We start from the raw sequence: 23,107 nt of genomic DNA on the forward strand, positions 1-23,107 counted from the left end.
CTATTTCCTCGCAAAAATAGCGATCTGGCGCAAACTTTGGCGTGTTTTCCTTTTGTCCGCGCGCTCCGCTGGGCTATCGTAAAACCGAACCGCAGCCCTGTCGGCAGCGTGAAGGGAGAGCACCATGCCACCCGTCGATTCCGGCTTTACCCCCAGCTTCACCAAGCCCGTCAACCATGACGGTTGCGTTAGCAGGGGCCGGCGCCGGTTCCTGGCTTCCGGTTCCGTGCTGGCCGGGACCCTGGCTGCGGCGCCCATCGCCGCTGCCCAATCCTGGCGCAGCGACGGCTGGTGCGCGACCTGGGGCTGCGCGCCCGCCGGCCCGCCGCCCTCGGCAAGCACGCTCAGCTTCAGCGGGCAAACCCTGCGCCTGGTGGTCCGCGCGAGCATCGGCGGCACGCGCGTGCGCGTGCGGCTGTCCAACGAGATGGGCAGCACGCCGCTTACCATCGGCGCGGCCCAGATCGGCCTGCGCTCCAGCGGGGTATACGTCGTCGCCGGTTCCAACCTGCCGCTGACCTTTGGCGGACGCACGTCGGTCACGTTGCGGCCCGGGACGCCGGCGGTCTCCGATCCGGTATTCATGCAGGTGCCACCCTTCGCCGACCTCGCCATCAGCCTCTACCTGCCGGGCACCGTCGCCGCCACCACTTACCACCGGGATGCCTGGCAGGCAAACTACGTCTCGACCGCCGGCAACTTCGCTGCCAACACGTCTTTCAGCGTGTCGCGCACCATCGGGGCATGGCCCTTCCTAACCGAAGTCGACGTCAACAGCGGGGGCGGCTGCATCGTCGCCATCGGTGATTCGATCACGGACGGCCAGGGCAGCGGCACCAATCTGAACCGGCGCTGGCCCGACTACCTGGCGCGCCGGCTGCAGGCCGAACTCGGCACATCCGGCCGTATCGGTGTGGTGAACCGCGGCATTGCCGGCAACCAGCTCCTGGAAGACATCCCCACCGCCATGCAGTCCGGGCACGACGTACTGGAGCGCTTCGACCGCGACGTGCTGGCCACCCCGGGCGTGCGGGCGGTAATCGTCCTCAGCGGCATCAACGACATTGTTTACAGCTCGGGCGCGAACCTGGTGAGGGTCGATGAAATGGTCGCCGGCTATCGCCAGCTGATCGCCCGCGCCCATGCGCGCGGCGTGGCCGCCCTCGGCGCCACCCTGCCGCCGATGCTCGGGTTTGTCTACTACAACGCCGCGCGCGAAGGGGTCCGCCAGGGCATCAACAACTGGCTGCGCTCAGCCAACGAGTTCGACACTTTGCTCGACTGGGATCAGGTGCTGCGCGACCCGGCTGCGCCAACGCGTTTGCGCAGCGCCTATAACAGTGGCGACTGGCTCCATCCTAACGACGTGGGCTACCAGGCGATGGCCAACGCCATCCCGCTGGGCGAGCTGCAGCAACTAGTTCCCTGAGGCGGCAGGTCTTGTTTCGGAGCGGCGGCGTGTGTAACAAGCTGTAATTCCATGCAGAACCTGAGGGCGGATTTCATATCATGGCCAAATCAGGAGGACCGCCATGAAGAAACTACTCATTGTTAGCGCGTCGCTGGCCATGCTGGCCGGTTGCGCCGCGCCGGGGCAGAATTACTACGCCAACCAACCCTACACCCAATCCGGCGACCCTAGCCAGTGGCGGGTCGTGTCGGTCACGCCGGTGCCGCTTGGCACGGGCGCCCGCGCCGCCGCCAACGGCAACACCGCCGCCACGACCTACAGCTCGACGCCTGTGTATGCGCAGCAGCCGCAGCAGCCGGTCTATGTACAGCAGCCGGTTTATGTACCGCAGCAAGTCTACGTGCCGCAACCGGTCTACGAGCCGCGCTACTACTACCCGCCGGTCTCGATCGGCCTGGGCTTCAACTTCGGCCGCGGCTGGGGTCACCACCGTGGCTGGGGCGGCCATATCGGAACGCGCTTCCCCTACCACTACCGCCGCTGAGGCGGAAACGACCAAGGCCGGCATCGCCGGCCTTTTTATTTCCGGCCTGGACCGGAAGATCGCGGATCAGTGGCCGTGCTGGCGCTCGTACTCGTCCGCTTCCGCTTTGGTCGCGTGGATGATGCCGTCCGGATGCTCCGGCGGAGTGTACAGGGTGTACAGGCGCATCGGCTCGCTCTTCGAGGTATTGATGACGTTGTGCTCGGTGCCCGCCGGTATCACGACGGCCACGCCGTCTTCCAGCTTGTGCCCTTCGCCGTCCAGCAGCGCCACGCCCTCGCCCGCCTCGACCCGGATGAACTGGTCATGGCCTTCATGGCGCTCGAGGCCGATTTCCTCGCCCGGCTGCAGGGTCATGATCACCAGCTGGCTGCGCTGGGTGGTGTACAGGACTTCGCGGAAGTTGTTTCCGGCAAGAGTCTTCTCTTCGATATTGATGCTATAGCCCGACATTGATGTTCTCCTGTTTGCAAACGCGCAGCGGCGATGCCGCCTCGACATCATTGTATAAGAGCCAAGGCAAACGCGTGCACCTGCCGTTCGGCCAGGCCAGGGTCGAAGTCAGAAATTCTGAGCCGACCCGAACAGGTCGTGCGCGTCCAGCAGTGCCCAGGCGATGTCGGGCCGCTCGCCCAGGCGCCGGCGCACCGCGGCGGGCACCGACTGCCGCGCCTTCTTGCACAGACCCGGTTTCTCTTCGAGCACCACGATGATGCCGCGCACGGTGCGCACCTCGTTCGGTCCCGGTTCGATGCGCAACTCGGCGCCGAGGTTCTTGCGCACCAGCGTCTGCACGTGCTGCAGGTCGGCATAGCTCTCGATGCGCTCGATGCGCTCGAGCAGCTTCTGCTCCTGCAGCCGCGTCAGGGCCAGTGGCCGGTGGTCGGCCTGCGGGTCGCTCATGACGCGGTCGCGGTCGCAGACACAGGCGCCGGGCGGGCACTCGGTGCGGATAGGGAATGGAAACGGCGAAACGGGCTCGGTCACGCTGTCAGGCATCCAGTTGGGGGGTCGGCGGCAATTCTACATCAGCCGCGCGCGCCGTTACGCCCTCGAGCAGGTCGTGCATGCGCGCGTAGTGGGAACCCTTCCAGTACACGCGCCGGCAGGCATCGCAGGTCGTGAATTCGGCGTGGCTCTCGCGCACGCGCGGCGGCAGCTGCTCCAGCACCTCTCCCTTGTCGACCGGGCGCAGTGGCAGGTTGCAGTGCAGGCAGAGCGTGAACGCGCGTACCTCGCCGGCAAGGCGCAGGCGCGAGAACAGCTCACGCAATTGCTCGGGCGGGTCGAGCGCATGAAGGTAGCATCCGAGCTCGACAGTGCGGCGCTTGAGCAGCTCGCGGTCGCGGGTCAGGAGGACCCGCCCCTCTTCGCGCGCGATGCGCTCGATGTCCGCGTCGTGGTAGCCGTTGTCGTACAGGGTGTCGAAGCCCGCCATGCGCAGCAGCCGCGCCAGGCCGCCGAGGTGGGCGTCGGCCACGAAGCGCAGGCGTTCGGCCGGCCAGCTGCGCAGGCGCTGCAGGGTGTGCACGTCGAGCTCCCCGAAAGCCGGGTAGACGGCGACCCGGTCCCCATCCGCCAGCAGGCGGTCGAAGCCGCTCGACTCGCCGTTGACCAGCAACAGCTCGACCTCGGTGTGCGGCACGCCCAGCGCCTCGACCATGTGCTTGGCGGTCGCTTCGCGCGCGCATGGCGTCGTGAACGCGCGCCCGCGGCGCTCGCGCGGCAGGAAGTCGTTCAGCTGGTCGTAGAAGCGAAAGGTGGCGGTCACCATGGTGGGGATAGTATGGCAGCCTCGATCACCGGCTGCGCATACTGTCCGTGCATCAACTCCAGTGCATTCGGGACCGCCTCGAAGGCGGCCGTGTTATCGAAGATGCACCAGCAGGTCTTGCCGAGCGCCGTCTGGCGCGCCAGCTCGCGCCGCACCGATTCCACGTACGCGGGGGTATAGCGCGAGTAGTAGATGCGCGGCGTGCCGTGCAGGCGCACGTAGAGCGTGTCGATGCTGGTCGGCACGTGCGGCCCCGGTTGGCCGGCGGCCGGGTCCGCGATCACGCGCACGACGCGGCTGTCCATCAGCAACTCGGTGGCTGCCTCGGAAAACCAGCTGGGGTGGCGCGCCTCGAAGGCGATCGTGCGGCCGAATATGTCGTGGAGCTGGCGGAAGAACAGCCGCGCCGGCTCGTCGACGAAGCCGAACTTCGGCGGCAGCTGGACCAGCAGGCAGCCGAGCTTCTCGCCCAGCTCGCCCGCCTCGTGGGCGAACTGCACCAGCTGCTGCTCGACGTTCTCCATGCGCGCATCGTGGGTGATGGCGCGCGGCACCTTCACGGAAAAGCGAAAATCCCCGGGCACCGAATCGGCCCACTTCGCATAGGTCGCCGGCCGGTGTGGACGATAGAAGGACGAGTTGATTTCCACCGCCGGAAAGGTGGCGGCGTAGCGTTCGAGATGGCTGCCCTCGACGGGAAAGGATGCGGCGTCGGCCTTCGGTACACTCCAGCCGGCGCAGCCGACCAGGAGCCGGCCTGGTGTCTTGGCTTGTTTGGTCATCGACATGGCAAAAATGGCAATGCCCTGATTCTACGGAATGGCTCGCCCCGGCGGCGCATGGCAGGTCGCTTACAATGTGGGCATGTTTTCTTGATTCGAGGAGAAGCCGATGAGCGACCCCATCCACGTCGTCTGTCCACAATGCGATGCCGTCAACCGCCTGTCGCGGGAACGCCTGGCCGATGCGCCCGTCTGCGGCAAATGCGCCCAGGCCTTGTTCGCCGGCCGTCCCCTGGATGTCGACAGCGCCCGCTTCGCGAAACACGTGTCGCGCAACGACATCCCGGTGCTGGTCGACTTCTGGGCCGAATGGTGCGGCCCCTGCAAGATGATGGCGCCCCACTTCGCCCAGGCCGCGCAGCGCCTGGAGCCGTCCGTGCGCCTGCTGAAGGTGGACACCGAGCGTAGCCAGGACCTGTCGGCGCAGTATGGCATCCGCAGCATCCCGACCCTGGCCCTGTTCCGCGGCGGACGCGAAGTCGCGCGCCAGGCCGGGGCCATGGACGCCGGCCGCCTGGTCGCCTGGGTGGAGTCGCAGCTCAGGTAAATGCAAGGCGGTCTTGAAAAACCGGCAAGGGACCTCATGTTAGCAAAGTGGCAGCATCGGCTGCTACAATGCATCGCCAGCCGGGCGTTTCCGGCTTCCCCTGAGGAGAATACTGATGTCGCAAGACCTGGTAATGGATCGCGGAACCGAAGATGCAAAGCAGTTCGCGCGGATCCTCTACGTCGCCCACGCGCTGACCTTCCTGTTTTCCGCTGGTTTGCTGTCGATCCTGGTGCTGATCGTGAACTACGTGAAGCGTCCGGAGACCCAGGGCACCATCGTCTATTCGCACCACAGCTGGATGATCCGCTCGTTCTGGTGGTATCTCGTGTGGTCGATCGTCGCCTGGGTGCTGGCCGCCACCATCATCGGCATCCCGCTCGCCGTGGTCGTCTGGGGCGTCGCCTGGCTGTGGGCCGCTTACCGCATCATCCGCGGCTTCGTCGACCTGAACAGCAACCGCGCGATGCCGTAATCAGGCGGGCAGCTGCGCCAGGGCCTGCTCGATGTCGGCGATCAGGTCGCCGACGTCTTCCAGGCCCACATTGAAGCGCACCAGCACGCCCGCATCAAGCCAGCGGTCGCGGATGGCCCGGATGCGGTAAGGCATCACCAGGCTGTTCGGGCCGCCCCAGCTGTAGCCGATGCCGAACAGCGTCAGGGCATCCACGAAGGCGTCGACCTGCGCTTCGCTGTAGCGCGGGTCGAACAGCACCGAGAACAGGCCGCCGGCGCCCTTGAAGTCGCGCTTCCAGTTGGCGTGGCCCGGGCAATCCTCGAACGCCGGATGCAGCACCTTCGCGATTTCCGGCCGTGCCTTCAGCCAGCTTGCCAGCTTGCGCGCGCCCGCGTCGTGGGCCTCGAAGCGCAGCTTCATGGTCGGCAGGCTACGCATCACCAGGTAGGCGTCGTCTGCGCCCACGCCCAGGCCCAGGCGCATATGGGCCTGGGCGAGGCGCTCGTTGACCGCCGTGTCGCGGGTGATCACCGCGCCCATCAGCAGATCCGCCCCACCCGACTGGTACTTGGTCAGCGCATGCATGACGATGTCGGCGCCGACGTCGAAGCCGCGCAGGGCCAGGCCGGCCGACCAGGTGTTATCCAGCGCGACCGGCACGCCCTTCTCTTTCACCGCACGACAGATCGCCGGGAGGTCCGGCACTTCCATCGACACCGAACCCGGCGCCTCGGTCCAGACCAGCTTCGTGTTCGGCTGGATCAGGTCGGCGATGCCGCCACCGATCATCGGGTCATAGAAACGCGCACTGACGCCGAAGTCCTGCGACAGCCAGCGCCCCAGCTCGCGGTTCGGGTTGTAGACGTTCTCCGGCAGCAGCACGTCGTCGCCGCTCTTGAGGAAGGCGAAGTTGATCATCGCGATCGCCGACAGTCCCGAAGGCGCCAGCAGGCAGTGCTCGCCGCCCTCGATGGCGGCCAGGCGCGCTTCGAGGGTAAAGGTGGTCGGGGTGCCGTGCAGGCCGTAGGTGTAGGCGCTCTTGTCCTTCCACTGGCTTGATCTCATCGCGGCCACGTTCTCGAACAGGACTGTCGAGGCGCGGTGGACGGCGGGCGGGAAGGCGTCGAAGCCGCTAGGTGCCTCGTAGTCGCTGTGGATCAGGGAGGTCTGGGCGGTCTTCGTCATGCTGTTCTACTCGCTTCTTACGCTACGGTGGCCCACAGGTCGTGGGCGTCGGCCTTGGTGATCACCACATCGATGAACTGGCCCACGGCCGGCTTGGCCTTGCCCGGGACCAGGGCGCGCTTGATGTGGACCACGCCGTCGATCTCGGGCGCGTCGGCCGCGGTACGGCCGATGGCTTCTCTGGCGCCGACCTCGTCGACGATCACGCGCATGGTCTTGCCGACCTTGGCCTGCATGCGCTTGAGCGAAATCTCTTCCTGCAGCAGCATGACGCGCGCGCGGCGCTCTTCGCGCACTTCTTCCGGAACCGGATTGTCCAGCAGGTTGGCGGTCGCGCCTTCCACCGGCGAATAGGCGAAGCAGCCCAGGCGGTCGATCTGCGCCTCGCGCAGGAAGTCCAGCAGGTACTCGAATTCCTCCTCCGTCTCGCCCGGGAAGCCGGCAATGAAGGTCGAGCGGATGGTCAGGTCCGGGTTCATCTTGCGCCAGGCCAGGATGCGGTCGAGGTTCTTCTCGCCGCTGGCCGGACGCTTCATGCGCTTGAGCACATCCGGATGCGCGTGCTGCATCGGGATGTCGAGGTAAGGCAGCACATGGCCGTCGCCCATCAGGGGGATGACCTGGTCGACGTGCGGATACGGGTAGACGTAGTGCATGCGCACCCAGGCGTCGTACTGGCGCGCCATCTTGCCGAGTTCCTCGGTGAGCTGGGTCATGTGGGTCTTGACCGGGCGGCCGTTCCAGAAGCCGGTGCGGAACTTGACGTCCACGCCGTAGGCGCTGGTGTCCTGCGAAATGATGAGCAGTTCCTTGACGCCGGCCTTGAACAGGTTCTCCGCTTCCTGCAGCACTTCGTGGATCGGGCGCGAGACCAGGTCGCCGCGCATCGAGGGGATGATGCAGAAGCTGCAGCGGTGGTTGCAGCCTTCCGAGATCTTCAGGTAGGCGTAGTGCTTCGGCGTCAGCTTGACGCCATGGTCCGGCACCAGGTCGACGAAAGGATCGTGCGGCTTCGGCAGGTGGATGTGGACCGACTCCATCACCTCGGTCACGGCGTGCGGGCCGGTCACGGCCAGCACCTTCGGGTGCACCTTGGTGATGATGTCCTGGCCGTCGGCGTCCTTCTTGGCGCCCAGGCAGCCGGTGACGATCACTTTGCCGTTCTCGGCCAGCGCCTCGCCGATCGCGTCGAGCGACTCCTGCACCGCGGCGTCGATGAAGCCGCAGGTGTTGACGATCACGAGGTCCGCGCCGTCATAGGACTTGGCGGTCTGGTAGCCTTCCGCGCGCAGCTGGGTCAGGATCTGCTCGGAGTCGACCAGGGCCTTCGGGCAGCCGAGCGACACGAAGCCGACCTTGGGCGCGGCGATGCCTGGCGCCGGACTCGGGATGACGAGCTCGGGCGCGGCTGCTGCGGGTGCGGCTGCAGTGTTGGCGGAAGCGGGAATACGGCGAAGTTCGGTCATGGGCGGACGACAAGGAATCTGGGCAATCCGCGATTGTACCCGAATGAGGCATGCCGGTGGAACCTGGGGGAGGCGTCGCCAGCCCCGGAAGGGGCCGGCAGGTGTCGTCAAATGACGACTATGTTGCTTACTTCTTATCGGTCGGCGGAGTCATGCCCGGGAAGGGAAAGGCGCCGAACATGGCTTTGCTCTGGTTCTGCATCTGCTCCTGCATCTGCAGGAACAGGTTCTTCGACTGGTCGATGTAGTTGTTCATCATGCCTTGCATCATCGGACCCTGGACGTTCATGAACTGGGTCCACATCTCCGGGCTGAAAGGCTTGCCTTCGAGGGCGCCGGCGGCATTGCTGGTGAACTTGTTCTGGATATCGGTAAAGGCCTGGACATTCTTTTCCAGGTAGGAACCCATCATGCCCTGCATGGCGTGGCCATAGTAGCGGATGATCTGGGCCAGCACCGAGCTGGAGAACATCGGGACGCCATTGGCCTCCTCTTCCAGGATGATCTGGAGCAGGATGCTGCGGGTCAGGTCTTCATTGCTCTTGGCGTCGACGACGGTGAACTCGTCGGCGTCGAGCACCAGCTGCTTCACGTCGGTCAGGGTGATGTAGGAACTGGTCTGGGTGTCATACAGACGGCGGTTCGGGTACTTCTTGATCAGGCGTTCGGCGTTCTTTTTCGCACTACTCATCTCTTGTCTCATCGTTGTGCGCTGCGGCGGTGCGCCGCGCGCTATTTTTCTTGATTGGTTACCAAAAAAACCGGCCTATGAGGCCGTTCCGCCAAGCAGGAATATTGCCCGACGGGACGGACAGCACCACACCTTACCACGATGGGCGCGCAGGTGCAGCAATTATTAGACTACAAACTTCCGTGATGATTTTGCTATCGTCAAATCGGACGTGCTTTTGTAGGGTGGACGGCTCTGCCGTCCGCGCGTTCAGCTCCCGGACGATCGGCCACTGCGCTCGCACTGATTGAACGCGCGGACCGGAATCCGGTCCACTGGACTAGATTCCCCCGTCCACCCTACGGATCAATCTGCTCGGGCTTTGACGTAGCGGCCAGGCGCATCCTCGGTCGGCTGGTATTTTTCGGTCCCGAACGCCGTCGGTGCGGGCACATCGGCCCCGCCATTCTCCGCCAGGAACTTCGCCCACTCCGGCCACCAGCTACCCTTGTTCTCGGTCGCACCGGCAAACCAAGCCTCGGCCGTCTTCGGACGGTGCTTGCCACCCTTGTCGTTGACCCAGTAGCTGCGCTTGTTCTTCGAGGCCGGGTTGATCACGCCCGCGATATGGCCCGAGGCGCCCAGCACGTAGCGGTTCGCCTTGGGGTTCTTCGGGTTGAGCAGGCTCATCGACGCAAAAGCGGCTTCCCAGGGCACGATGTGGTCTTCCTTCGAGCCGTAGAGGAAGACCGGGGCGTCGATTTTCCCCAGGTCGACCGGCACGCCGCAGACGGTAAGCGCACCCGGCACCTTGAGCTTGTTCTCCAGGTAAGTGTTGCGCAGGTACCAGCAGAACATCGGGCCCGGCAGGTTGGTGCTGTCGGCGTTCCAGTACAGCAGGTCGAAGGCCGGCGGCTCCTTGCCCTTCAGGTAGTTCTGCTGGACATAGTTCCACACCAGGTCATTCGGACGCAGGGCCGAGAAGGTCGTGGCCAGGTCGCGGCCCGGCATCAGGCCGCCGCTGCCCAGGGTCTGTTCGCGCAGGGCCACCTGGGCTTCGTCCACGAACACCTCCAGCACGCCGGTATCGCTGAAGTCCAGCAGCGTGGTGAGCAGGGACAGGCTGGCGGCCGGCTGCTGCCCGCGCGCGGCAAGCACCGCCAGCGCGGTCGCGGCGATGGTGCCGCCGACGCAGAAGCCGAACACATGGGTCTTGTCCTGGCCGCTGATCTCGCGCACCACCTCGATCGCCTTGATGGCGCCCGTCTCCACGTAGTCGTCCCAGCTGGTATTGCCCAGCGAGCGGTCCGGATTGCGCCAGGAAACCATGAAGACGGTATTGCCCTGCTCCACCACATAGCGCACCAGGGAATTTTCCGGCTGCAGGTCGAGGATGTAGAACTTGTTGATGCAAGGCGGGATCATCAGGAGCGGCACCGCCTTCACGGTCGCCGTGCCTGGGGTGTACTGGATCAGCTGGAACAGCTCGTTCTCAAACACGACCTTGCCCGGCGTGGTGCCGACATTGCGGCCCACCTCGAAGGCCGACTCGTCGGACTGCGAGATGCGGCCCTTCTGGATGTCGGCCAGCATGTTGGCCAGGCCCTTGGTGAGGCTCTCGCCCTTGGTCTCGAGGAGCTTCTTTTGCGCTTCCGGATTGGTGGCGAAAAAGTTGGCAGGCGACATCGCGTCGACCATCTGCTGCACGGCGAAGCGGATCTTCTGCTTTTCGCGCGGGCCGGCCTCGACCGCTTCGGCCAGGGCCAGCATGAACTCGGAGTTCAGGAGGTAGGAAGCGGCCGAGAAGGCGGACATCGGGTGCTCGCGCCATTCCGAGCTCGAGAAGCGCTTGTCGTGGAGCTCCGGCGACTTGCCGCTGATGAAATCCTGCCAGAGCTGGCCCGCCTTCCTGAGGTAGTCGTCGCGGATACTCTCCAGCTTGCCTGGTGCGATGCCGGCGCCGAAATCCTTCAGGACACCTGCCAGCGGGTTGCTGCCCGCGCCCGGCGGCGTCATGGTCGGCATCGTCATCCATCCCTGCCACACGCTCGGATCGGTGAACTGGTTCATCCAGGAGGTGGCGAAGGCTTGCGGGTCAGGCATGTTCATGTCGTCGTCCCTTGTTTAGAATCGAGGGTTTTACAGCTCAGCTTCAGGAGAATGCTCATGTGGATCGTCGCCGTTGCATGGATTTACGTCGTCGTCCTGATGGCGGCGACTGAACCGACGGTCGTGCACGGCCTGATGACGTTCCTGTTCTATTGCGCCGTGCCATTATCCATCCTTTTGTACCTCACCGGGGGCAAACGGCGCCGCGCGCGCCGCGAGGCGCTGGCGCGACGCGAGGCCGCCGAACAGGGGAGCGGCCCGGGCGGCAACTGAGCATTGTCGCCGCTCGCCACCCTGCTTATTTGATCCAGATCAGACTTGCCTGGCGGCCCGTGACATGGTCGCGGCGGTAGGAATAAAACCGTTGCGGCGCCGTGGCCGTGCACTGCCCGCCTCCGTGCACCCGGGCGACACCGTCGCGCGCCAGCATCAGCCTGGCCAGCGTGAACATATTCGCCAGGTACTTCATCGGTAACCCGGATTCCTGCGTATCCTTACGGACGAAGGCATCCTCCGTCGCCGGGCCCGGCAGCGCGGCAAGAAACGCCTCGCGCACCTCAGGCCCGACCACGAACGCCGCCGGACCGATCGCCGGGCCCATCCAGGCCGTGATCTCGCCGGCGCCGGCCGCGCGCATGGCCTTCACGGTCTGGCCCAGCACGCCACCCGCCAGTCCGCGCCAGCCGGCGTGGGCGGCGCCCACCACCTTGCCGTCCAGGTCGGCGAACAGCACCGGCAGGCAGTCGGCCGTCAGGATGGCGCACACGATGCCGGCCCTTGTTGCGATGCTGGCGTCGCCCGTGCGCACCGGCTGGTCCGGACCGACGGTGGCGGCGTCGACGACGTCGGCGCCGTGCACCTGCGCAATCCAGGCCGGCCGGCCCGGCAGGTAGTCCTGCAGGCGCGCCCGGTTGGCCTGCACGGCGGTGGCGTCGTCGCCGCAATGCAGGCCGAGGTTCAGCCCACCGCCGCCCTTGCCGTCATCGTAGGGGCCCTGGCTGACGCCCCCATCGCGGCTGGTCGCCAGCGCGCCGACGTTCGCCGGCAGGTCGGGCCAGTCCGGCCACACCAGCGCGGCACGGGGCAACTGCGGCTCCATCATTCCTCGTCGCCGTCCACGTCGTCGCCCGGCTCCTCGATGCCGGCCTGGGCGATCAGCTGCGCGAAGTCCTCGGCCAGCGGCACGGTCCACTCACAGTTTTCTCCCGTGCCCGGGTGCACCAGGCCGAGGCGGCGCGCCTGCAGGGCCTGGCGGTGGAAGACCGGGGTCAGGTGCTGCTTGCCGTAGACCGAATCGCCGACCAGGGCGAAGCCGAGGTGCTGCATGTGGACGCGGATCTGGTGGGTGCGGCCGGTTTCCAGGCTGCAGCGCACCAGCGACACGGGGCGGCGATCCAGCGTGCCGGTCGCCACGCGCTTGTAATGGGTGATCGCCGGCTTGGCGAAGGGGCTCGAGGAAACGGCCATCTTGACCCGGTCCTTCGGGTGGCGGCCCATCGGCGAATCGACGGTGCCGCGCGCATGCGGGGTGCCCCAGACCAGCGCGAAGTACTCGCGCTTGACGGTGCGCGCCTGCAACTGGCGCACCAGGTCGGTCTGGGCCGCCAGGGTCTTGCCGACCACCATCAGGCCGCTGGTATCCTTGTCGAGACGGTGCACGATGCCGGCGCGCGGCACGCCCACCAGTTGCGGGCAATGGTGCAGCAGGCCGTTGAGAAGGGTGCCCGACCAGTTGCCCGCGCCGGGATGCACGACCAGGCCGGCCGGCTTGTTGATGACGAGGATTTCCTCGTCCTCGTAGACGATGTCCAGCGCCATCGCTTCCGGTGCGAAGGCGGTGTCCTCGGGCGCGGCCTGGGGCTCGATGACGACGGTTTCGTCGCCGTAGGCAGTCGCCTTGCCCTTGGCGGGCTTGCCGTCGACCTTGACGAAGCCGCCCTCGAACCAGAGCTGCAGGCGGGCGCGCGAGAATTGCGGCACCATGCCGGCGACCACCTTGTCGAGGCGCTGGCCGCAGGCCTCGGGCGCCAGGTGCAGCGTAATCGGCGACAGGTCCGGGCCGGCGGTAAGGTCGACCCCGCTTTCAAACTCGTCGTCGAGTTCAGGGTCAAAAGGCATTTCCGCCGAATTCGGCGCAGGAGTTAAAATCACGTGAGTCCCATCGGCTATAATCAGCCGTTCGTTGAATCTAGGTAAAACTTTCTTGCAAAGAGCTATGCAAAAAAAATTGTCTGTGTTGGTCGCCGCTTGCGCCCTCGCCTGCCTGTCCGCTTGCAGCATGCTGCCGGAAAAAGGCGACGAGACCAAAAACTGGTCAGCCGAGAAATTATACGCTGAGGCGCGCGATGAAATGAATGGCGGCCACTACGAAGCGGCCATCAAGCTGTTCGAAAAGCTGGAGTCGAACTATCCCTTCGGCACCTATGCCGCGCAAGCGCAGATGGAAATTGCGTACGCTCACTACAAATCGCAGGACCAGGCCGAGGCGCTGGCGGCGGTCGAGCGCTTCATCAAGCTGCACCCGAACCACCCACAGGTCGACTATATGTATTACCTGCGCGGCCTGGTCAACTTCAACGACCAGATCGGCTTCCTGAGCTTCATCTACGAACAGGACCCGACCGAGCGCGACCCGAAAGCCACGCGCGAAGCCTTCGCCGCCTTCAAGGTCCTGGTCGATAAATTTCCGAACAGCAAGTACACCCCGGACGCGATCGCACGCCTTAACTACCTGGTCAATGCAATGGCCCAGTACGAAGTGCACGTGGCAAATTATTACTATCGCCGCGGCGCCTACCTGGCCGCGCTGAACCGCGCCCAGGCCGCCGTGCAGGACTACAGCACCGCTCCGGCCCGCGAAGAAGCGCTGTTCATCATGATGCGCTGCTACGACAAGCTCGGCATGCCGGTGCTGCGCGACGATACCCAGCGCGTGTTCACCCTGAACTATCCGGACAGCCGCTTCCTGAACCCGAACGCCAGCGGCGATGCACCGTGGTGGAAGTTCTGGTCCAAGGGTACGGCGAAGCCCTCGCCCAAGGACGCGCTGCAGTAAGACGCCAGGCGGCGCACCCGGTGCGCCGCCCTTCGCCTCACGCCTCCACGCGGCGGCGGAACACCCAGTCGCGCTCGCTGGAGGCTGCTTTGTCGAAAGCGTAGCCGTCCACGTCGAAGTCTTTCAGTTGCTCGGGCTTCGTGATCGCGTGTTCGGCGGCGTAGCGCGCCATCAGGCCACGGGCGCGTTTGGCGAAGAACGAGATGATCTTGTACTTGCCATTCTTCCAGTCCTCGAACGCCGGGTTAATGACCGGCACGTCGAGCAGCTTCGGCTTCACCGACTTGAAGTACTCTTCCGACGCGAGGTTGACCAGGGCAGTTGCCCCGGTGTCGGCGGCCTGGCGGTTCAGGGCCGCGGTCACGCTGTCTCCCCAGAAGGCATACAGGTTGGCGCCATGCGGGTTCTTCAGGCGCGTGCCCATCTCCAGGCGGTAGGGATGCATGCGGTCGAGCGGGCGCAGCAGGCCGTACAGGCCCGACAGGATGCGCACGTGGCGCTGGGCGTAGTCGATCGCCGGCTTGCCGAGCGTGCGCGCGTCCAGGCCGCCGTAGACGTCGCCGTCGAAGGACATGACGGCCTGGCGCGCTTCCGAGTGGTCTTCGCTCCAGTGCGCATAGCGCGAGACGTTCAGCACAGCCAGCTTGTCGGACAGGTCCATCAGCTCGGCGATGCCGGCCGGCGAATAGCCGCGCAGGACGTCGATGAGTTCGGCGGCGCGCGGGATGAATTCCGGGATGGTGTGCAGCTTGGTGGGACTGGGGGATTCGAGATCGAGGGATTTTGCAGGCGACAGGACAATCAGCATCGGATAAACAGCGTTACTAGACTAAAAGAATTTCCTACATGATACCCGTTTCAGCCACACCCATCGTCATCGACACCAATGTCTGCCTCGACCTGTTCGTCTTCCACGACCCGCGCTGGGCAGAACTTGTGACCGCGCTGGAATCGGGGGCCGTCAGGGCCGTGACCCGCGCCGACTGCCGCGACGAATACCTGGCGGTGCTGCGCTACCCGCACCTGCCGCTCGACGAAGCCGGCCGCCTGGAGGCCATCGCCCGCTTCGACGCCCTCCTCCACGTGGTCGCGCCCGACGCGAAGCACGTGCGCCTGCCGGTGTGCACCGACCGCGACGACCAGAAATTCCTCGAGATCGCGCGCGACGCCGGCGCCTCCGTGCTGATCACCAAGGACAAGGCCCTGCTCAAGCTGGGCCGCCGCACGGTGCGCGAAGGGCTGTTCAAGATCATGGTGCCGGAGGCCTGGCTCAAGGCGCATGCAGGTGGACTCACCCGAGCCACGCTAGAATAAGTCCATCGTCTTCTCGTTTGCCACCATGACTACTCCCGTTTTGCGCACCCGCCTGCCGCTCGTGGGCACCACCATCTTCACCGAGATGTCCCAGCTCGCGGCCGAACAGCAGGCCGTCAATCTTGGCCAGGGCTTCCCCGATTTCGCCTGCGACCCAAGGCTCATCGAACTGGTCGACGAGGCCATGCGCGCCGGCCACAACCAGTATCCCTTCATGACGGGCGTGCCGGCCCTGCGCGCGGCGATTGCCGCCAAGATCGCCGAGCTCTACGGCCGCAATTACGACGCCAATGCCGAGATCACCGTGACCAGCGGCGCCTCGCAGGCGATCCAGACGGCGATCCTGTGCAGCGTGCATCCGGGCGACGAGGTGATCGTCATCGAACCGGCCTACGACTGCTATGCGCCGGCGATCGCCCTGGGCGGCGGCGTGGTGGTGCCGGTGGCGATGCAGATTGGCAGCGACGGCTATACCGTCCCCTGGGACAAGGTCGCCGCGGCCGTCACGCCGCGTACCCGCATGATCATCGTGAACTCGCCGCACAACCCGACCGGCTCGATCCTGCGCGCCGCCGACCTGGCCGCGCTGGCCGCGATCGTCGAGGGCACGGACATCCTGATCCTGTCGGACGAAGTCTACGAACACATGGTCTTCGACGGCCAGCGGCACGAGTCGGTCTCGCGCCACCCGGTCCTGGCCGAGCGCGCTTTCGTGATCTCGAGCTTCGGCAAGACCTACCACGTGACCGGCTGGAAGGTGGGCTACATCGCCGCTCCGGCCAGCATGATGGTCGAGTTCCGCAAGGTCCACCAGTACAACGTCTTCACCGTGAACACGCCGATGCAGCACGGCATCGCGGCCTATATGGCGGACCCGGCGCCCTACCTCGGCCTGAGCGCCTTCTACCAGAAGAAGCGCGACCTGTTCCGCGCCGGCCTGGCCGGCTCGCGCTTCGAATTGCTGCCTGCGGACGGCACCTACTTCCAGTGCGTGCGCTACGGCGCCATCTCGGATTTGCCTGAAGCGGAATTTGCGAAGTGGCTGACCGTCGAGGCAAAGGTGGCGGCGATTCCGGTGTCGGCGTTCTACGGCATGCCGACGGAATCGGGCGTGGTGCGTTTCTGCTTCGCGAAGAAGGACGAGACCTTGCTGAAAGCGCTGGAGACCCTGTCGAAGTTGTAGGGTGGTCGGCTTTGCCGACCGCGCGTTCAATCACACAATGAATTGTCGCGAATGACTATTCACCTACTGTTTGAACGCGCGTTCGGCGGAGCCGAACACCCTACTGCGCGAACTGCTTGAGTTTGCGATCCACGAACCCCAGCAATTCCGGCGACAGCGAGCCGCTGTCCCGCGCCTTCTGGTAAGCCACCACCGCTTCCGGCGTGCGCTTCTCGGCCTGCAGCGAAATCGCCATCCCCATCCACCACACCCCATTCTGCGGCGCAGTGCGCAGCGCCTGCCGGTACTGCTCGACCGCCTCGCGGTGGCGCTCTTCCCGTTGCAGGGCGCCGGCCAGGAAGGCGTGGTATTCGCCATTACCGGCCGCATAGGGCAAGGTGCGCATCAGGGTATCGATACCGGGGCTGCCGCGCTCCAGCTGCAGGCGCGCCAGCAGCATCGCCATGGCGGGCTGGCGCGGGTCGAGCGCCAGCGCTGCGCCCAGCTGGCGTATCGCCTCCTCCGGACGCTTGGCCTCGATCAGCAGGCTGACCAGGGTCTGGCGCGATGCCTCGTGGCGCGGGTCGGCGCGCAGGGCGCCTTCCAGGTGCCCAATGGCTTCGGTCACGCGGCCGTCCTCCAGGCTGGCCATCGCGCGGCGGTAGCCATTCTCGGCGCGCTGCGTGGTGGTCTCTACCTTGCCTGCCGCCGCCTTCGGCGCGGCCACCGGTTTCGGCACGGCTTTCGCAGGCTCGCGCTTTGCGGCGGGCGCTTCACGTTTCGGCGCGGCTGCGGCCACCCTGGGTTCGGCCGGCCCGGGCTCTGCCTTTACCGGCTCGGCTTTCTCCGGCTCGGGAGCCGCTTCGGCCACGGCCGGCGCCACAGGCGCGGGCGCCGCCGGCGGCACCGGCACTTCCTGTGCGACTGGCGCCTTCGAAAGGTCGAGCGGCACTTCCGCGGCTGGCGCCTCGACGCTGTTCTGCTTCAGGCGCCAGGCCATATAGCCCGAGCCGCCCAGCACGGCCACCAGGGCGGCGACGAGCGCCACGCGCAGCCAGGGGAAGGTCTGCTCCGGAGGCGCCACGGGCTTGATCTCCGGCGCGCCGGCAGCCAGGCCTGGCTGGCCGCCGCGCGCGTCGAGGTCTTGCAACATCTTGTTAATCAGGCTCATCGTACGAATGCCCATGCAATGCCGGCCACTGCGCTGGCCAGCAGGCCACCGACGGCCAGCGCCGGCAAGTAGCTGCGCCGGGCGCCGACCGTATCGAGCGCCGCGGTGCCCACATGCCCCGCGCCGACCAGTTGCCTGCCCTGGCCATAGGCCAGCATCAGCGCCTTGTGCGCAAGGATGTTCACCAGGCGCGGCACGCCGCCGCTGGCCTTGTACAGGCGGCGGATCGCGGCGCGCGAAAACAGGCGGGCCCCGGTAAAGCCGGCCACGCGCAGGCGGTGCGCCACATAATAATCCAGGTCGTCGCGCGACAGCGGTCCGAGATGATAGTGGAAGGTGATGCGCTGGGCCAGCTGGCGGATCTGCTGGAGCTCGAGCTTGCGGTTCAGTTCCGGCTGGCCGAACAGCACGATCTGCAGGAGCTTGCGCTTCTCGGTCTCGAGGTTGGTGAGCAGGCGCAGCGCCTCCAGGCTCTCCACGGGAATCGCCTGCGCCTCGTCCAGGCACAGCACGGTCTGCAAGCCCTGCCCCGCCAGCTCGAGCAGGCGCAGGTTGATCGCCTTGAGCAGCTGGTGCTGGTCGACGTCGCGCTCCAGCACGATCTCGAGTTCGTCGGCCAGGGCCAGCATCAGCGTGCGCGGCTCGAGGTAGGGATTCGGGATGTAGGCGGTGACGAAGCCTTCGCCCAGGGTCGCCATGAACTTGCGGCACAGCAGGGTCTTGCCGGTACCGACTTCGCCCGTGATCTTGATGAAGCCTTCGCCGCTGCGCGCCGCCACCAGCAGCGTGTTCAGCGCCTCCTGCGAACGCGGGCTGCCGAAGAAGAAGCTGGTGTCGGGCGTGATCCCGAAGGGCAGCTCGCGCAGGCCGAAGTGTGCCGCGTACATCTTATTGCCGGCCCTTCGGATTCAGCTCGTCGATGCGGCGCGTGGTGTCGAGCAGGTCCTGGCTCCAGTCGTTGGCGCCTTCGACGATGGTCGGCTTGATCAGAACCACCAGCTCGCGCTTCTGGTTGACGCGGTTCTTGTTGCGGAACAGCGCGCCCAGCACGGGGATCTTGTCGGCGCCCGGCAGCTGGTCGGTGTCGCCGGTCGAGGCCTGTCGCATCAGGCCGCCGATGGCGACCACGCGGCCATTCTGCCCGCGCACGATGCTGTCCAGTTCCGAGGTGCTTGACGCGGCCAGCGGCAGGTTCAGCGTGCCGGCGGTGCCGAGGTTCACGCCCTTGTTGACGGTGGTGACCTGGCTGACCGAGGGGTGCACGTGCAGCAGGATGTTGCCCTTGTCGTCGATCTGCGGGGTCACGTCCAGCACCACGCCCGAGAAGAAAGGCTGCAGGGTCACGCTCGGCGTGATCGTGTTGCCGGTGGTCGTGTTGTTGATGTTGGTGGTCACGCCGGTGACGAAGAATTCGTCGGTGCCGATCTTGAGCACGGCCTTCTGGTTGTTCATCGCCGCCACACGCGGCGAGGAGAGCACGTGCACGGTGCCCTGCGATTCCAGGAAGGTGATCAGGGCTGCGAAGTTATTGGTCTGGAAGGCGAAGCCGAACAGCGAGCCGGCCGCCTCCGCTGCCTGCGACAGCGAGAAGCCGGTGCTCGCGGCCAGGCCCTTGCCGTTGTTGATCACGGCCGGCTGGCTGCCGTCGTACGGCAGCGGCGCCAGGTTCGCTCCCGGCGAGATCATGCCGCCCGAGACGCGGTTGGCATGCGAGCCGCGGAAGGAGGCGAAGGAGGCCCAGTTGATGCCGCTCTGGAAGCTGTCGTTCAGTTCGACCTCGAGGATCTTCGCCTCCAGGATCACCTGGCGGTCGACCGAGAGCTGGGTCGCCTTCAGGTACATGTCGACGTTGCGCAGCTCGTCCGGCATGGCGCGGATCACGACCACCCCCGACTGCGGGCTGATCACGACGCTGCGGCCACCCTCCTTCGAGCCGACGATGGCCTCGACCGCGGCCTTCAGGTCGGCCCAGAAGTCGTTCACCGAGGTCGTGTTGACGTCGGTGCGCTCCATCTGCACCAGGTTGGAACCGCCATTGTTGCTGCCGTTGTTCGTCCCGCTGGTGCCGGTATTGTTGCTACCGTTCTGGTTGTTCTGGTTGTTCGGGTTATTCCCGTTGTTGCCCATGTCCGCCACCGAGGTCGAGGTGACGCGCAGGTTCGAGGTGCCGCGGCGTTGCGCGACCAGGTAGTTCACATGGAACATCCGGGTCTGCATGGTCAGCGGGCGGATCGTGATGCGGGTGCCGTCGATCTTGTAATCGTAGCCGTACATCTCCTTCACCGCTTCCAGCGTTTCGAGCAGGGTCACGTCCTTCAGGTTGGCGCTGATGCTGCCGCTGACGTCAGGGTGCACCAGCATGTTGTAGCGGGTGCCGGCCACGATCGAGCGGAAGAACTGCTGGGCCGGGACGTTGTTGAACGAGACGTTGAAACGCTCTTCCAGCGCCGGACGCGCCTTGGGCAGCTGGGTGGCCAGGGCGCTGGCCGGCGGCAGCAGCGCGTTGGCGACCGCGTCGTCCACGGCCGGCGTCGCGGTGGGCTGGCTGTTCGCCTTGGCCATCTCGCGGCCGATCGCGTCATAAGTGTCGTTCTTCGGCGTCTGGCAGCCCGACAGGATCAGGGCGGCGGCCAGGGCGAGCGGGGTCAGGAAAAGGGTTTTCATCTTCATGCCTCAGTTGGCCGCCTGGATGCCGGCGCCCGCGACGGGCGGCAGCGGCGAAGGCTCGAGGCGCAGCACCTGGCGTTCGCGTCCGCGTACCAGTTCGACCTCGGTCTGCGTCATGCGCGCCACGCGCGCGCCCTTGTAATTGTCGCCCAGGCGCACGGTCTCGCCGTCGATCACGGCGATGTGGCGTCCCCCCTGGCGCGGCGCGATCAGCACCGACTGCAGGCGCGGCATGCCATCGCCGGCCGCCGCGTCGGGACGTACGCCCAGCGAGGCCGGGGGACGGGTCGGGTCGAGCAGCGCCTGGGCGCTGGCCGTGTGGGCGGTCAGCACGAGGGCTGCCAGGATCGTCGCGTTCAGGAGTTTCACAGCTTCATCCAATTCCGGTCCAGGCTCAGGGTATAGAGCGTGAGCGTCAGGCGGGAGGCCGGATATTCCTCCACGTCGAGCTGCGCCTTGCCCCAGAACAGCCGGGTCGGCATCGCTTCGAGCGCGCTCATGTAGTTCACCATGTCGAGATAATTGCCGCGCACGGTCACTTCGACGCCGTGGCGGTACAGCATGTCGGGCGCCCTCCCCGCTTCCGCGGCGGGCGCCGCGGTGGCCGGCGGGGGCGTTTCGGCAGCGCCGGCGGCCGCCGCGCGGCCCGAAATCGTCTCCACGGGCAGCGTGCGCATCGAAACCAGCTGCAGGCGGCCATTGGCGCGCAGGATGGCGTCCACCAGCGGCGCCATGCGCTCGGGAGGCACCAGGCCGTGCTCCATCGCCAGCAGCGAATCGGCCAGCTGGGCGCTTTCGCGCTTCACGGACTCTAGGCGGGTGCGCGAGGCGGCGTCCGGGTCGTTCTGGTAGGCCGTCACCCTGGCCGCGATCTCGGCATCGATGCCCATCATATTGTTGCGCTGCTGGTCGATTTGTTCCTGCAGTGTGTCCTGCTGGCGGTAGAACGGCGCCAGTACCAGCTGCTGGCCGGCGAAGCCGACCACCGCCACCGCGGCCGCGAACACCAGCGCGCGCTCGCGCAGCGACAGCGCGTCCACGCGCGCGGCCAGCTGGGTCAGGCGCTGCTTCAGGGTCGCGCTCATGGGCGCACCTCGGCTTTCGTCTCCGGCACCGACTGCAGGCTGAACTCGACGTAGGGCGCGGCGCTCTTCACCGGCTTGCCGTCCGCTCCCTGGGTCTGCACGGGCTCGGCCTGGCCGATCTGCAGGCTGGAGAAGGATTTGCCCTGCAAGAGCGGTTCCTGGGTCAGGCGGCCGATATAGCCGGGCACCAGGGCCGGGTCGGTCGTGCGGCCCTTGAGACCGATGTCCTTGCCGGCGACGCTCACGGAAGTCAGCCACAGGCCCTGCACGCTCTGGCGGGCGAAGGCCTTGAAGTAGCCGGCGAAACCGCTGCTGTCGCCCAGTTCCCCGCGTTCGAGCACGCCGGACACGTGGCGCAAGGCGGCCAGCTGGGCGTCGGCCTCCACCAGTTGCGCTTCCAGTTCCGTCGATTTCACGCGCGGCGCGAATTCCGCGTTCACCGAGGCGAGGCGGGCCTGCTTGCGGGCCAGCTGGCTCGCGCCCTGGTTCGCCTCCTCGCGCAGGCGCGCGGTATGGGCATTGGCCAGCACGGCCAGCCCGGCGATGCCCGCGATGAGCACCAGCAGGGCCACGCCCATCATTGGCGCCGTGAGCACCTGCTTCTGCGGCTGGAAGGCCGGGTTGAAGAGGTTGATCTGCTGGCGGATCGGCTGGTTCATGCCGCCTCCTCGGTGCGCAGCGCCGCGCCCAGCGGCAGGAAGAAGCGCCCTTGCAGGGCCTTGTCCGCCAGCTCGGGCGTGCGGCTGAAGTCGAACACGCTCGCCAGGTCGATCGACTCGACCGGCATGTAGAGGTTGCTCGACAGGTATTCGTCCAGGCCGCTCACCTCGGACGGCGCGAGCACCAGCTTGGATACGCTGATGAAGGAGAACTGGCGCTCGAAGTGGTCGAGCGAACGCTGCAGCTCGAGGGTGATGCGGTCGAACGCTCCATGCTTGCGGTCGTGGTCCGGGTCGAGCAGCAGATCGAGGCTGACGTCGACCCGGCGCGACAGATAGAGTTCACCGCGGAAGGAGACCGTCAGCAGGCCGCCGTCGAGCCCGAAGGACAGCATGGCGACGCCGCGGCCTTCCGGCTCCAGCATGGCCGAGATATTGCGTTGTGCCATTTCGGGGATGTCGATGACGCTCAACTCGATCTTCGAATCGAGGAACAATTGCTGGCGCGGCTTGATGACGCTGTTGCGCGCCGCCACTGCGAACACAGACTGCTGGGCGCGCGCGCCCGCGCCGGCATCGACCGGGATCTCGAGCACGTCCACGGTGGCCTCGTCGACCGGGAAGTCGAGGATGTCCTTCAGGCGCCAGCGGATCGCAGTGCGCAGTTCGTCCTTCGGCACGTTCGGCGCTTCGACACTGATGAGCTGGTATTCGCCGGCGCCCAGCAGGGTCGCGCAGCGGAAGGCATTGGCATGGCCCTCGCGGCCGGCCTTTTCCAGCACGCCTGCATTCGCCTGGCCAGGCAGGAAATGGGCGAAGCGCACGAAGGGCTTGCCCTCCTTCCCACGCTTGACGCTGGTGGCCGCCACGCCGTCGCGCTGGACGGCGATGGTCAGCCACCCATCTTTTTTCCTGGCTTTCTTAAAAAAACGCATCGAACGAGCTGGGTCCTGTCGGCGAATGAATGATCGGGTCGGCGAAGTCTTGATTATAGTCAAGACGCAGGGAGACCGAACGAAAAATTGCCTAAAAGCTCAGAAAAAATGACA

At 66.1% G+C, this 23,107-nt stretch carries 26 protein-coding genes; 8 read left to right on the top strand and 18 right to left on the bottom strand.

Annotated features, from left to right (window positions below; translation table 11 throughout):
• The first annotated feature begins 124 nt into the window (after positions 1 to 124).
• Both NX780_RS18040 and NX780_RS18045 read left to right on the top strand, forming a co-directional pair.
• Positions 125 to 1,429, top strand: a complete 1,305-nt coding sequence (locus NX780_RS18040; protein ID WP_258829264.1) for an SGNH/GDSL hydrolase family protein — start codon at positions 125 to 127, stop codon at positions 1,427 to 1,429.
• Positions 1,430 to 1,532: 103 nt separating this feature from the next.
• The gene (locus NX780_RS18045) at positions 1,533 to 1,955 is read left to right on the top strand and encodes a hypothetical protein (RefSeq protein ID WP_258829265.1); all 423 of its coding nucleotides are present in this window, start codon (positions 1,533 to 1,535) and stop codon (positions 1,953 to 1,955) included.
• 66 nt (positions 1,956 to 2,021) lie between these two features.
• On the opposite strand, the gene NX780_RS18050 is transcribed toward NX780_RS18045, so the two are convergent.
• The 4 genes from NX780_RS18050 to NX780_RS18065 all read right to left on the bottom strand — a co-directional run bounded on the left by NX780_RS18050 (position 2,022) and on the right by NX780_RS18065 (position 4,511).
• Positions 2,022 to 2,408 (bottom strand): cupin domain-containing protein, encoded by a 387-nt coding sequence (locus NX780_RS18050; protein ID WP_258829266.1) that lies wholly within the window; start codon positions 2,406 to 2,408, stop codon positions 2,022 to 2,024.
• 108 nt (positions 2,409 to 2,516) lie between these two features.
• Entirely contained in the window at positions 2,517 to 2,954 is a 438-nt protein-coding gene (locus NX780_RS18055; RefSeq protein ID WP_258829267.1) for a hypothetical protein, read from the bottom strand.
• On the bottom strand, positions 2,947 to 3,729 hold the full coding sequence (locus NX780_RS18060; protein WP_258829268.1) for a Mut7-C RNAse domain-containing protein: 783 nt from the start codon (positions 3,727 to 3,729) through the stop codon (positions 2,947 to 2,949). Before NX780_RS18060 ends, NX780_RS18055 begins: the two co-directional genes overlap by 8 nt.
• Positions 3,723 to 4,511, bottom strand: a complete 789-nt coding sequence (locus NX780_RS18065; RefSeq protein ID WP_258829269.1) for a DUF72 domain-containing protein — start codon at positions 4,509 to 4,511, stop codon at positions 3,723 to 3,725. The genes NX780_RS18060 and NX780_RS18065 overlap by 7 nt, the downstream gene beginning before the upstream one ends.
• A 109-nt stretch (positions 4,512 to 4,620) precedes the next feature.
• On the opposite strand from NX780_RS18065, the gene trxC reads away from it, so the two are divergent.
• Complete coding sequence (gene trxC / locus NX780_RS18070) at positions 4,621 to 5,058, top strand: thioredoxin TrxC (protein ID WP_258829270.1); 438 nt, start codon at positions 4,621 to 4,623, stop codon at positions 5,056 to 5,058.
• Positions 5,059 to 5,173: 115 nt separating this feature from the next.
• On the top strand, positions 5,174 to 5,533 hold the full coding sequence (locus NX780_RS18075) for a DUF4870 family protein (RefSeq protein WP_258829271.1): 360 nt from the start codon (positions 5,174 to 5,176) through the stop codon (positions 5,531 to 5,533).
• Here NX780_RS18075 and NX780_RS18080 read toward each other — a convergent pair whose 3' ends face one another.
• The 4 genes from NX780_RS18080 to phaC all read right to left on the bottom strand — a co-directional run bounded on the left by NX780_RS18080 (position 5,534) and on the right by phaC (position 10,945).
• A complete protein-coding gene (locus NX780_RS18080; RefSeq protein ID WP_258829272.1) occupies positions 5,534 to 6,700 on the bottom strand; it encodes a cystathionine beta-lyase in 1,167 nt (388 codons plus the stop codon).
• A 17-nt stretch (positions 6,701 to 6,717) separates the two neighbouring features.
• Positions 6,718 to 8,166, bottom strand: coding sequence for a 30S ribosomal protein S12 methylthiotransferase RimO (rimO, locus tag NX780_RS18085; RefSeq protein WP_258829273.1), 1,449 nt, complete (start codon positions 8,164 to 8,166; stop codon positions 6,718 to 6,720).
• A 127-nt stretch (positions 8,167 to 8,293) separates the two neighbouring features.
• Positions 8,294 to 8,857, bottom strand: coding sequence for a polyhydroxyalkanoate synthesis repressor PhaR (gene phaR / locus NX780_RS18090; protein WP_258829274.1), 564 nt, complete (start codon positions 8,855 to 8,857; stop codon positions 8,294 to 8,296).
• Between the two features lie 345 nt (positions 8,858 to 9,202).
• Positions 9,203 to 10,945 carry a class I poly(R)-hydroxyalkanoic acid synthase gene (gene phaC / locus NX780_RS18095; protein ID WP_258829275.1) on the bottom strand — a complete coding sequence of 581 codons (1,743 nt, stop codon included), beginning with the start codon at positions 10,943 to 10,945 and terminating at the stop codon, positions 9,203 to 9,205.
• A gap of 57 nt (positions 10,946 to 11,002) precedes the next feature.
• Between phaC and NX780_RS18100 the strand changes: the two genes are divergently transcribed.
• On the top strand, positions 11,003 to 11,218 hold the full coding sequence (locus tag NX780_RS18100; RefSeq protein ID WP_258829276.1) for a hypothetical protein: 216 nt from the start codon (positions 11,003 to 11,005) through the stop codon (positions 11,216 to 11,218).
• 25 nt (positions 11,219 to 11,243) lie between these two features.
• Here NX780_RS18100 and pgeF read toward each other — a convergent pair whose 3' ends face one another.
• Together pgeF and NX780_RS18110 are read right to left on the bottom strand one after the other, a co-directional pair.
• Positions 11,244 to 12,044 carry a peptidoglycan editing factor PgeF gene (gene pgeF, locus NX780_RS18105; protein ID WP_258829377.1) on the bottom strand — a complete coding sequence of 267 codons (801 nt, stop codon included), beginning with the start codon at positions 12,042 to 12,044 and terminating at the stop codon, positions 11,244 to 11,246.
• Positions 12,044 to 13,063 carry an RluA family pseudouridine synthase gene (locus NX780_RS18110; RefSeq protein WP_258829277.1) on the bottom strand — a complete coding sequence of 340 codons (1,020 nt, stop codon included), beginning with the start codon at positions 13,061 to 13,063 and terminating at the stop codon, positions 12,044 to 12,046. Before NX780_RS18110 ends, pgeF begins: the two co-directional genes overlap by 1 nt.
• Before the next feature lie 97 nt (positions 13,064 to 13,160).
• Between NX780_RS18110 and NX780_RS18115 the strand changes: the two genes are divergently transcribed.
• The gene (locus tag NX780_RS18115; RefSeq protein ID WP_258829278.1) at positions 13,161 to 14,000 is read left to right on the top strand and encodes an outer membrane protein assembly factor BamD; all 840 of its coding nucleotides are present in this window, start codon (positions 13,161 to 13,163) and stop codon (positions 13,998 to 14,000) included.
• Positions 14,001 to 14,037: 37 nt separating this feature from the next.
• Here NX780_RS18115 and yaaA read toward each other — a convergent pair whose 3' ends face one another.
• Positions 14,038 to 14,808, bottom strand: a complete 771-nt coding sequence (yaaA, locus tag NX780_RS18120) for a peroxide stress protein YaaA (protein ID WP_258829279.1) — start codon at positions 14,806 to 14,808, stop codon at positions 14,038 to 14,040.
• A gap of 38 nt (positions 14,809 to 14,846) precedes the next feature.
• Between yaaA and NX780_RS18125 the strand changes: the two genes are divergently transcribed.
• A complete protein-coding gene (locus tag NX780_RS18125; RefSeq protein WP_258829280.1) occupies positions 14,847 to 15,314 on the top strand; it encodes a putative toxin-antitoxin system toxin component, PIN family in 468 nt (155 codons plus the stop codon).
• Between the two features lie 25 nt (positions 15,315 to 15,339).
• Entirely contained in the window at positions 15,340 to 16,497 is a 1,158-nt protein-coding gene (locus NX780_RS18130) for a pyridoxal phosphate-dependent aminotransferase (RefSeq protein ID WP_258829281.1), read from the top strand.
• 100 nt (positions 16,498 to 16,597) lie between these two features.
• Here NX780_RS18130 and NX780_RS18135 read toward each other — a convergent pair whose 3' ends face one another.
• From NX780_RS18135 to pilM, 7 genes are read right to left on the bottom strand one after another with little or no spacing between them, the layout of a single operon-like run.
• The gene (locus tag NX780_RS18135) at positions 16,598 to 17,647 is read right to left on the bottom strand and encodes a tetratricopeptide repeat protein (RefSeq protein WP_258829282.1); all 1,050 of its coding nucleotides are present in this window, start codon (positions 17,645 to 17,647) and stop codon (positions 16,598 to 16,600) included.
• Positions 17,644 to 18,534: an ExeA family protein gene (locus NX780_RS18140; protein ID WP_258829283.1), complete on the bottom strand. Its 891-nt coding sequence runs from the start codon at positions 18,532 to 18,534 to the stop codon at positions 17,644 to 17,646. Before NX780_RS18140 ends, NX780_RS18135 begins: the two co-directional genes overlap by 4 nt.
• A 1-nt stretch (position 18,535) precedes the next feature.
• Positions 18,536 to 20,311: a pilus (MSHA type) biogenesis protein MshL gene (mshL, locus tag NX780_RS18145; RefSeq protein WP_258829284.1), complete on the bottom strand. Its 1,776-nt coding sequence runs from the start codon at positions 20,309 to 20,311 to the stop codon at positions 18,536 to 18,538.
• 9 nt (positions 20,312 to 20,320) lie between these two features.
• Positions 20,321 to 20,683, bottom strand: a complete 363-nt coding sequence (locus NX780_RS18150; RefSeq protein ID WP_258829285.1) for a hypothetical protein — start codon at positions 20,681 to 20,683, stop codon at positions 20,321 to 20,323.
• Entirely contained in the window at positions 20,680 to 21,399 is a 720-nt protein-coding gene (locus NX780_RS18155) for a hypothetical protein (protein WP_258829286.1), read from the bottom strand. The genes NX780_RS18150 and NX780_RS18155 overlap by 4 nt, the downstream gene beginning before the upstream one ends.
• Positions 21,396 to 22,058 (bottom strand): PilN domain-containing protein, encoded by a 663-nt coding sequence (locus NX780_RS18160; protein ID WP_258829287.1) that lies wholly within the window; start codon positions 22,056 to 22,058, stop codon positions 21,396 to 21,398. Before NX780_RS18160 ends, NX780_RS18155 begins: the two co-directional genes overlap by 4 nt.
• Complete coding sequence (pilM, locus tag NX780_RS18165) at positions 22,055 to 22,993, bottom strand: type IV pilus biogenesis protein PilM (RefSeq protein WP_258829288.1); 939 nt, start codon at positions 22,991 to 22,993, stop codon at positions 22,055 to 22,057. The genes NX780_RS18160 and pilM overlap by 4 nt, the downstream gene beginning before the upstream one ends.
• Positions 22,994 to 23,107: the final 114 nt, after the last annotated feature.

It is taken from the genome of Massilia agri, from assembly GCF_024753255.1.
Lineage (GTDB): Bacteria > Pseudomonadota > Gammaproteobacteria > Burkholderiales > Burkholderiaceae_D > Telluria > Telluria agri.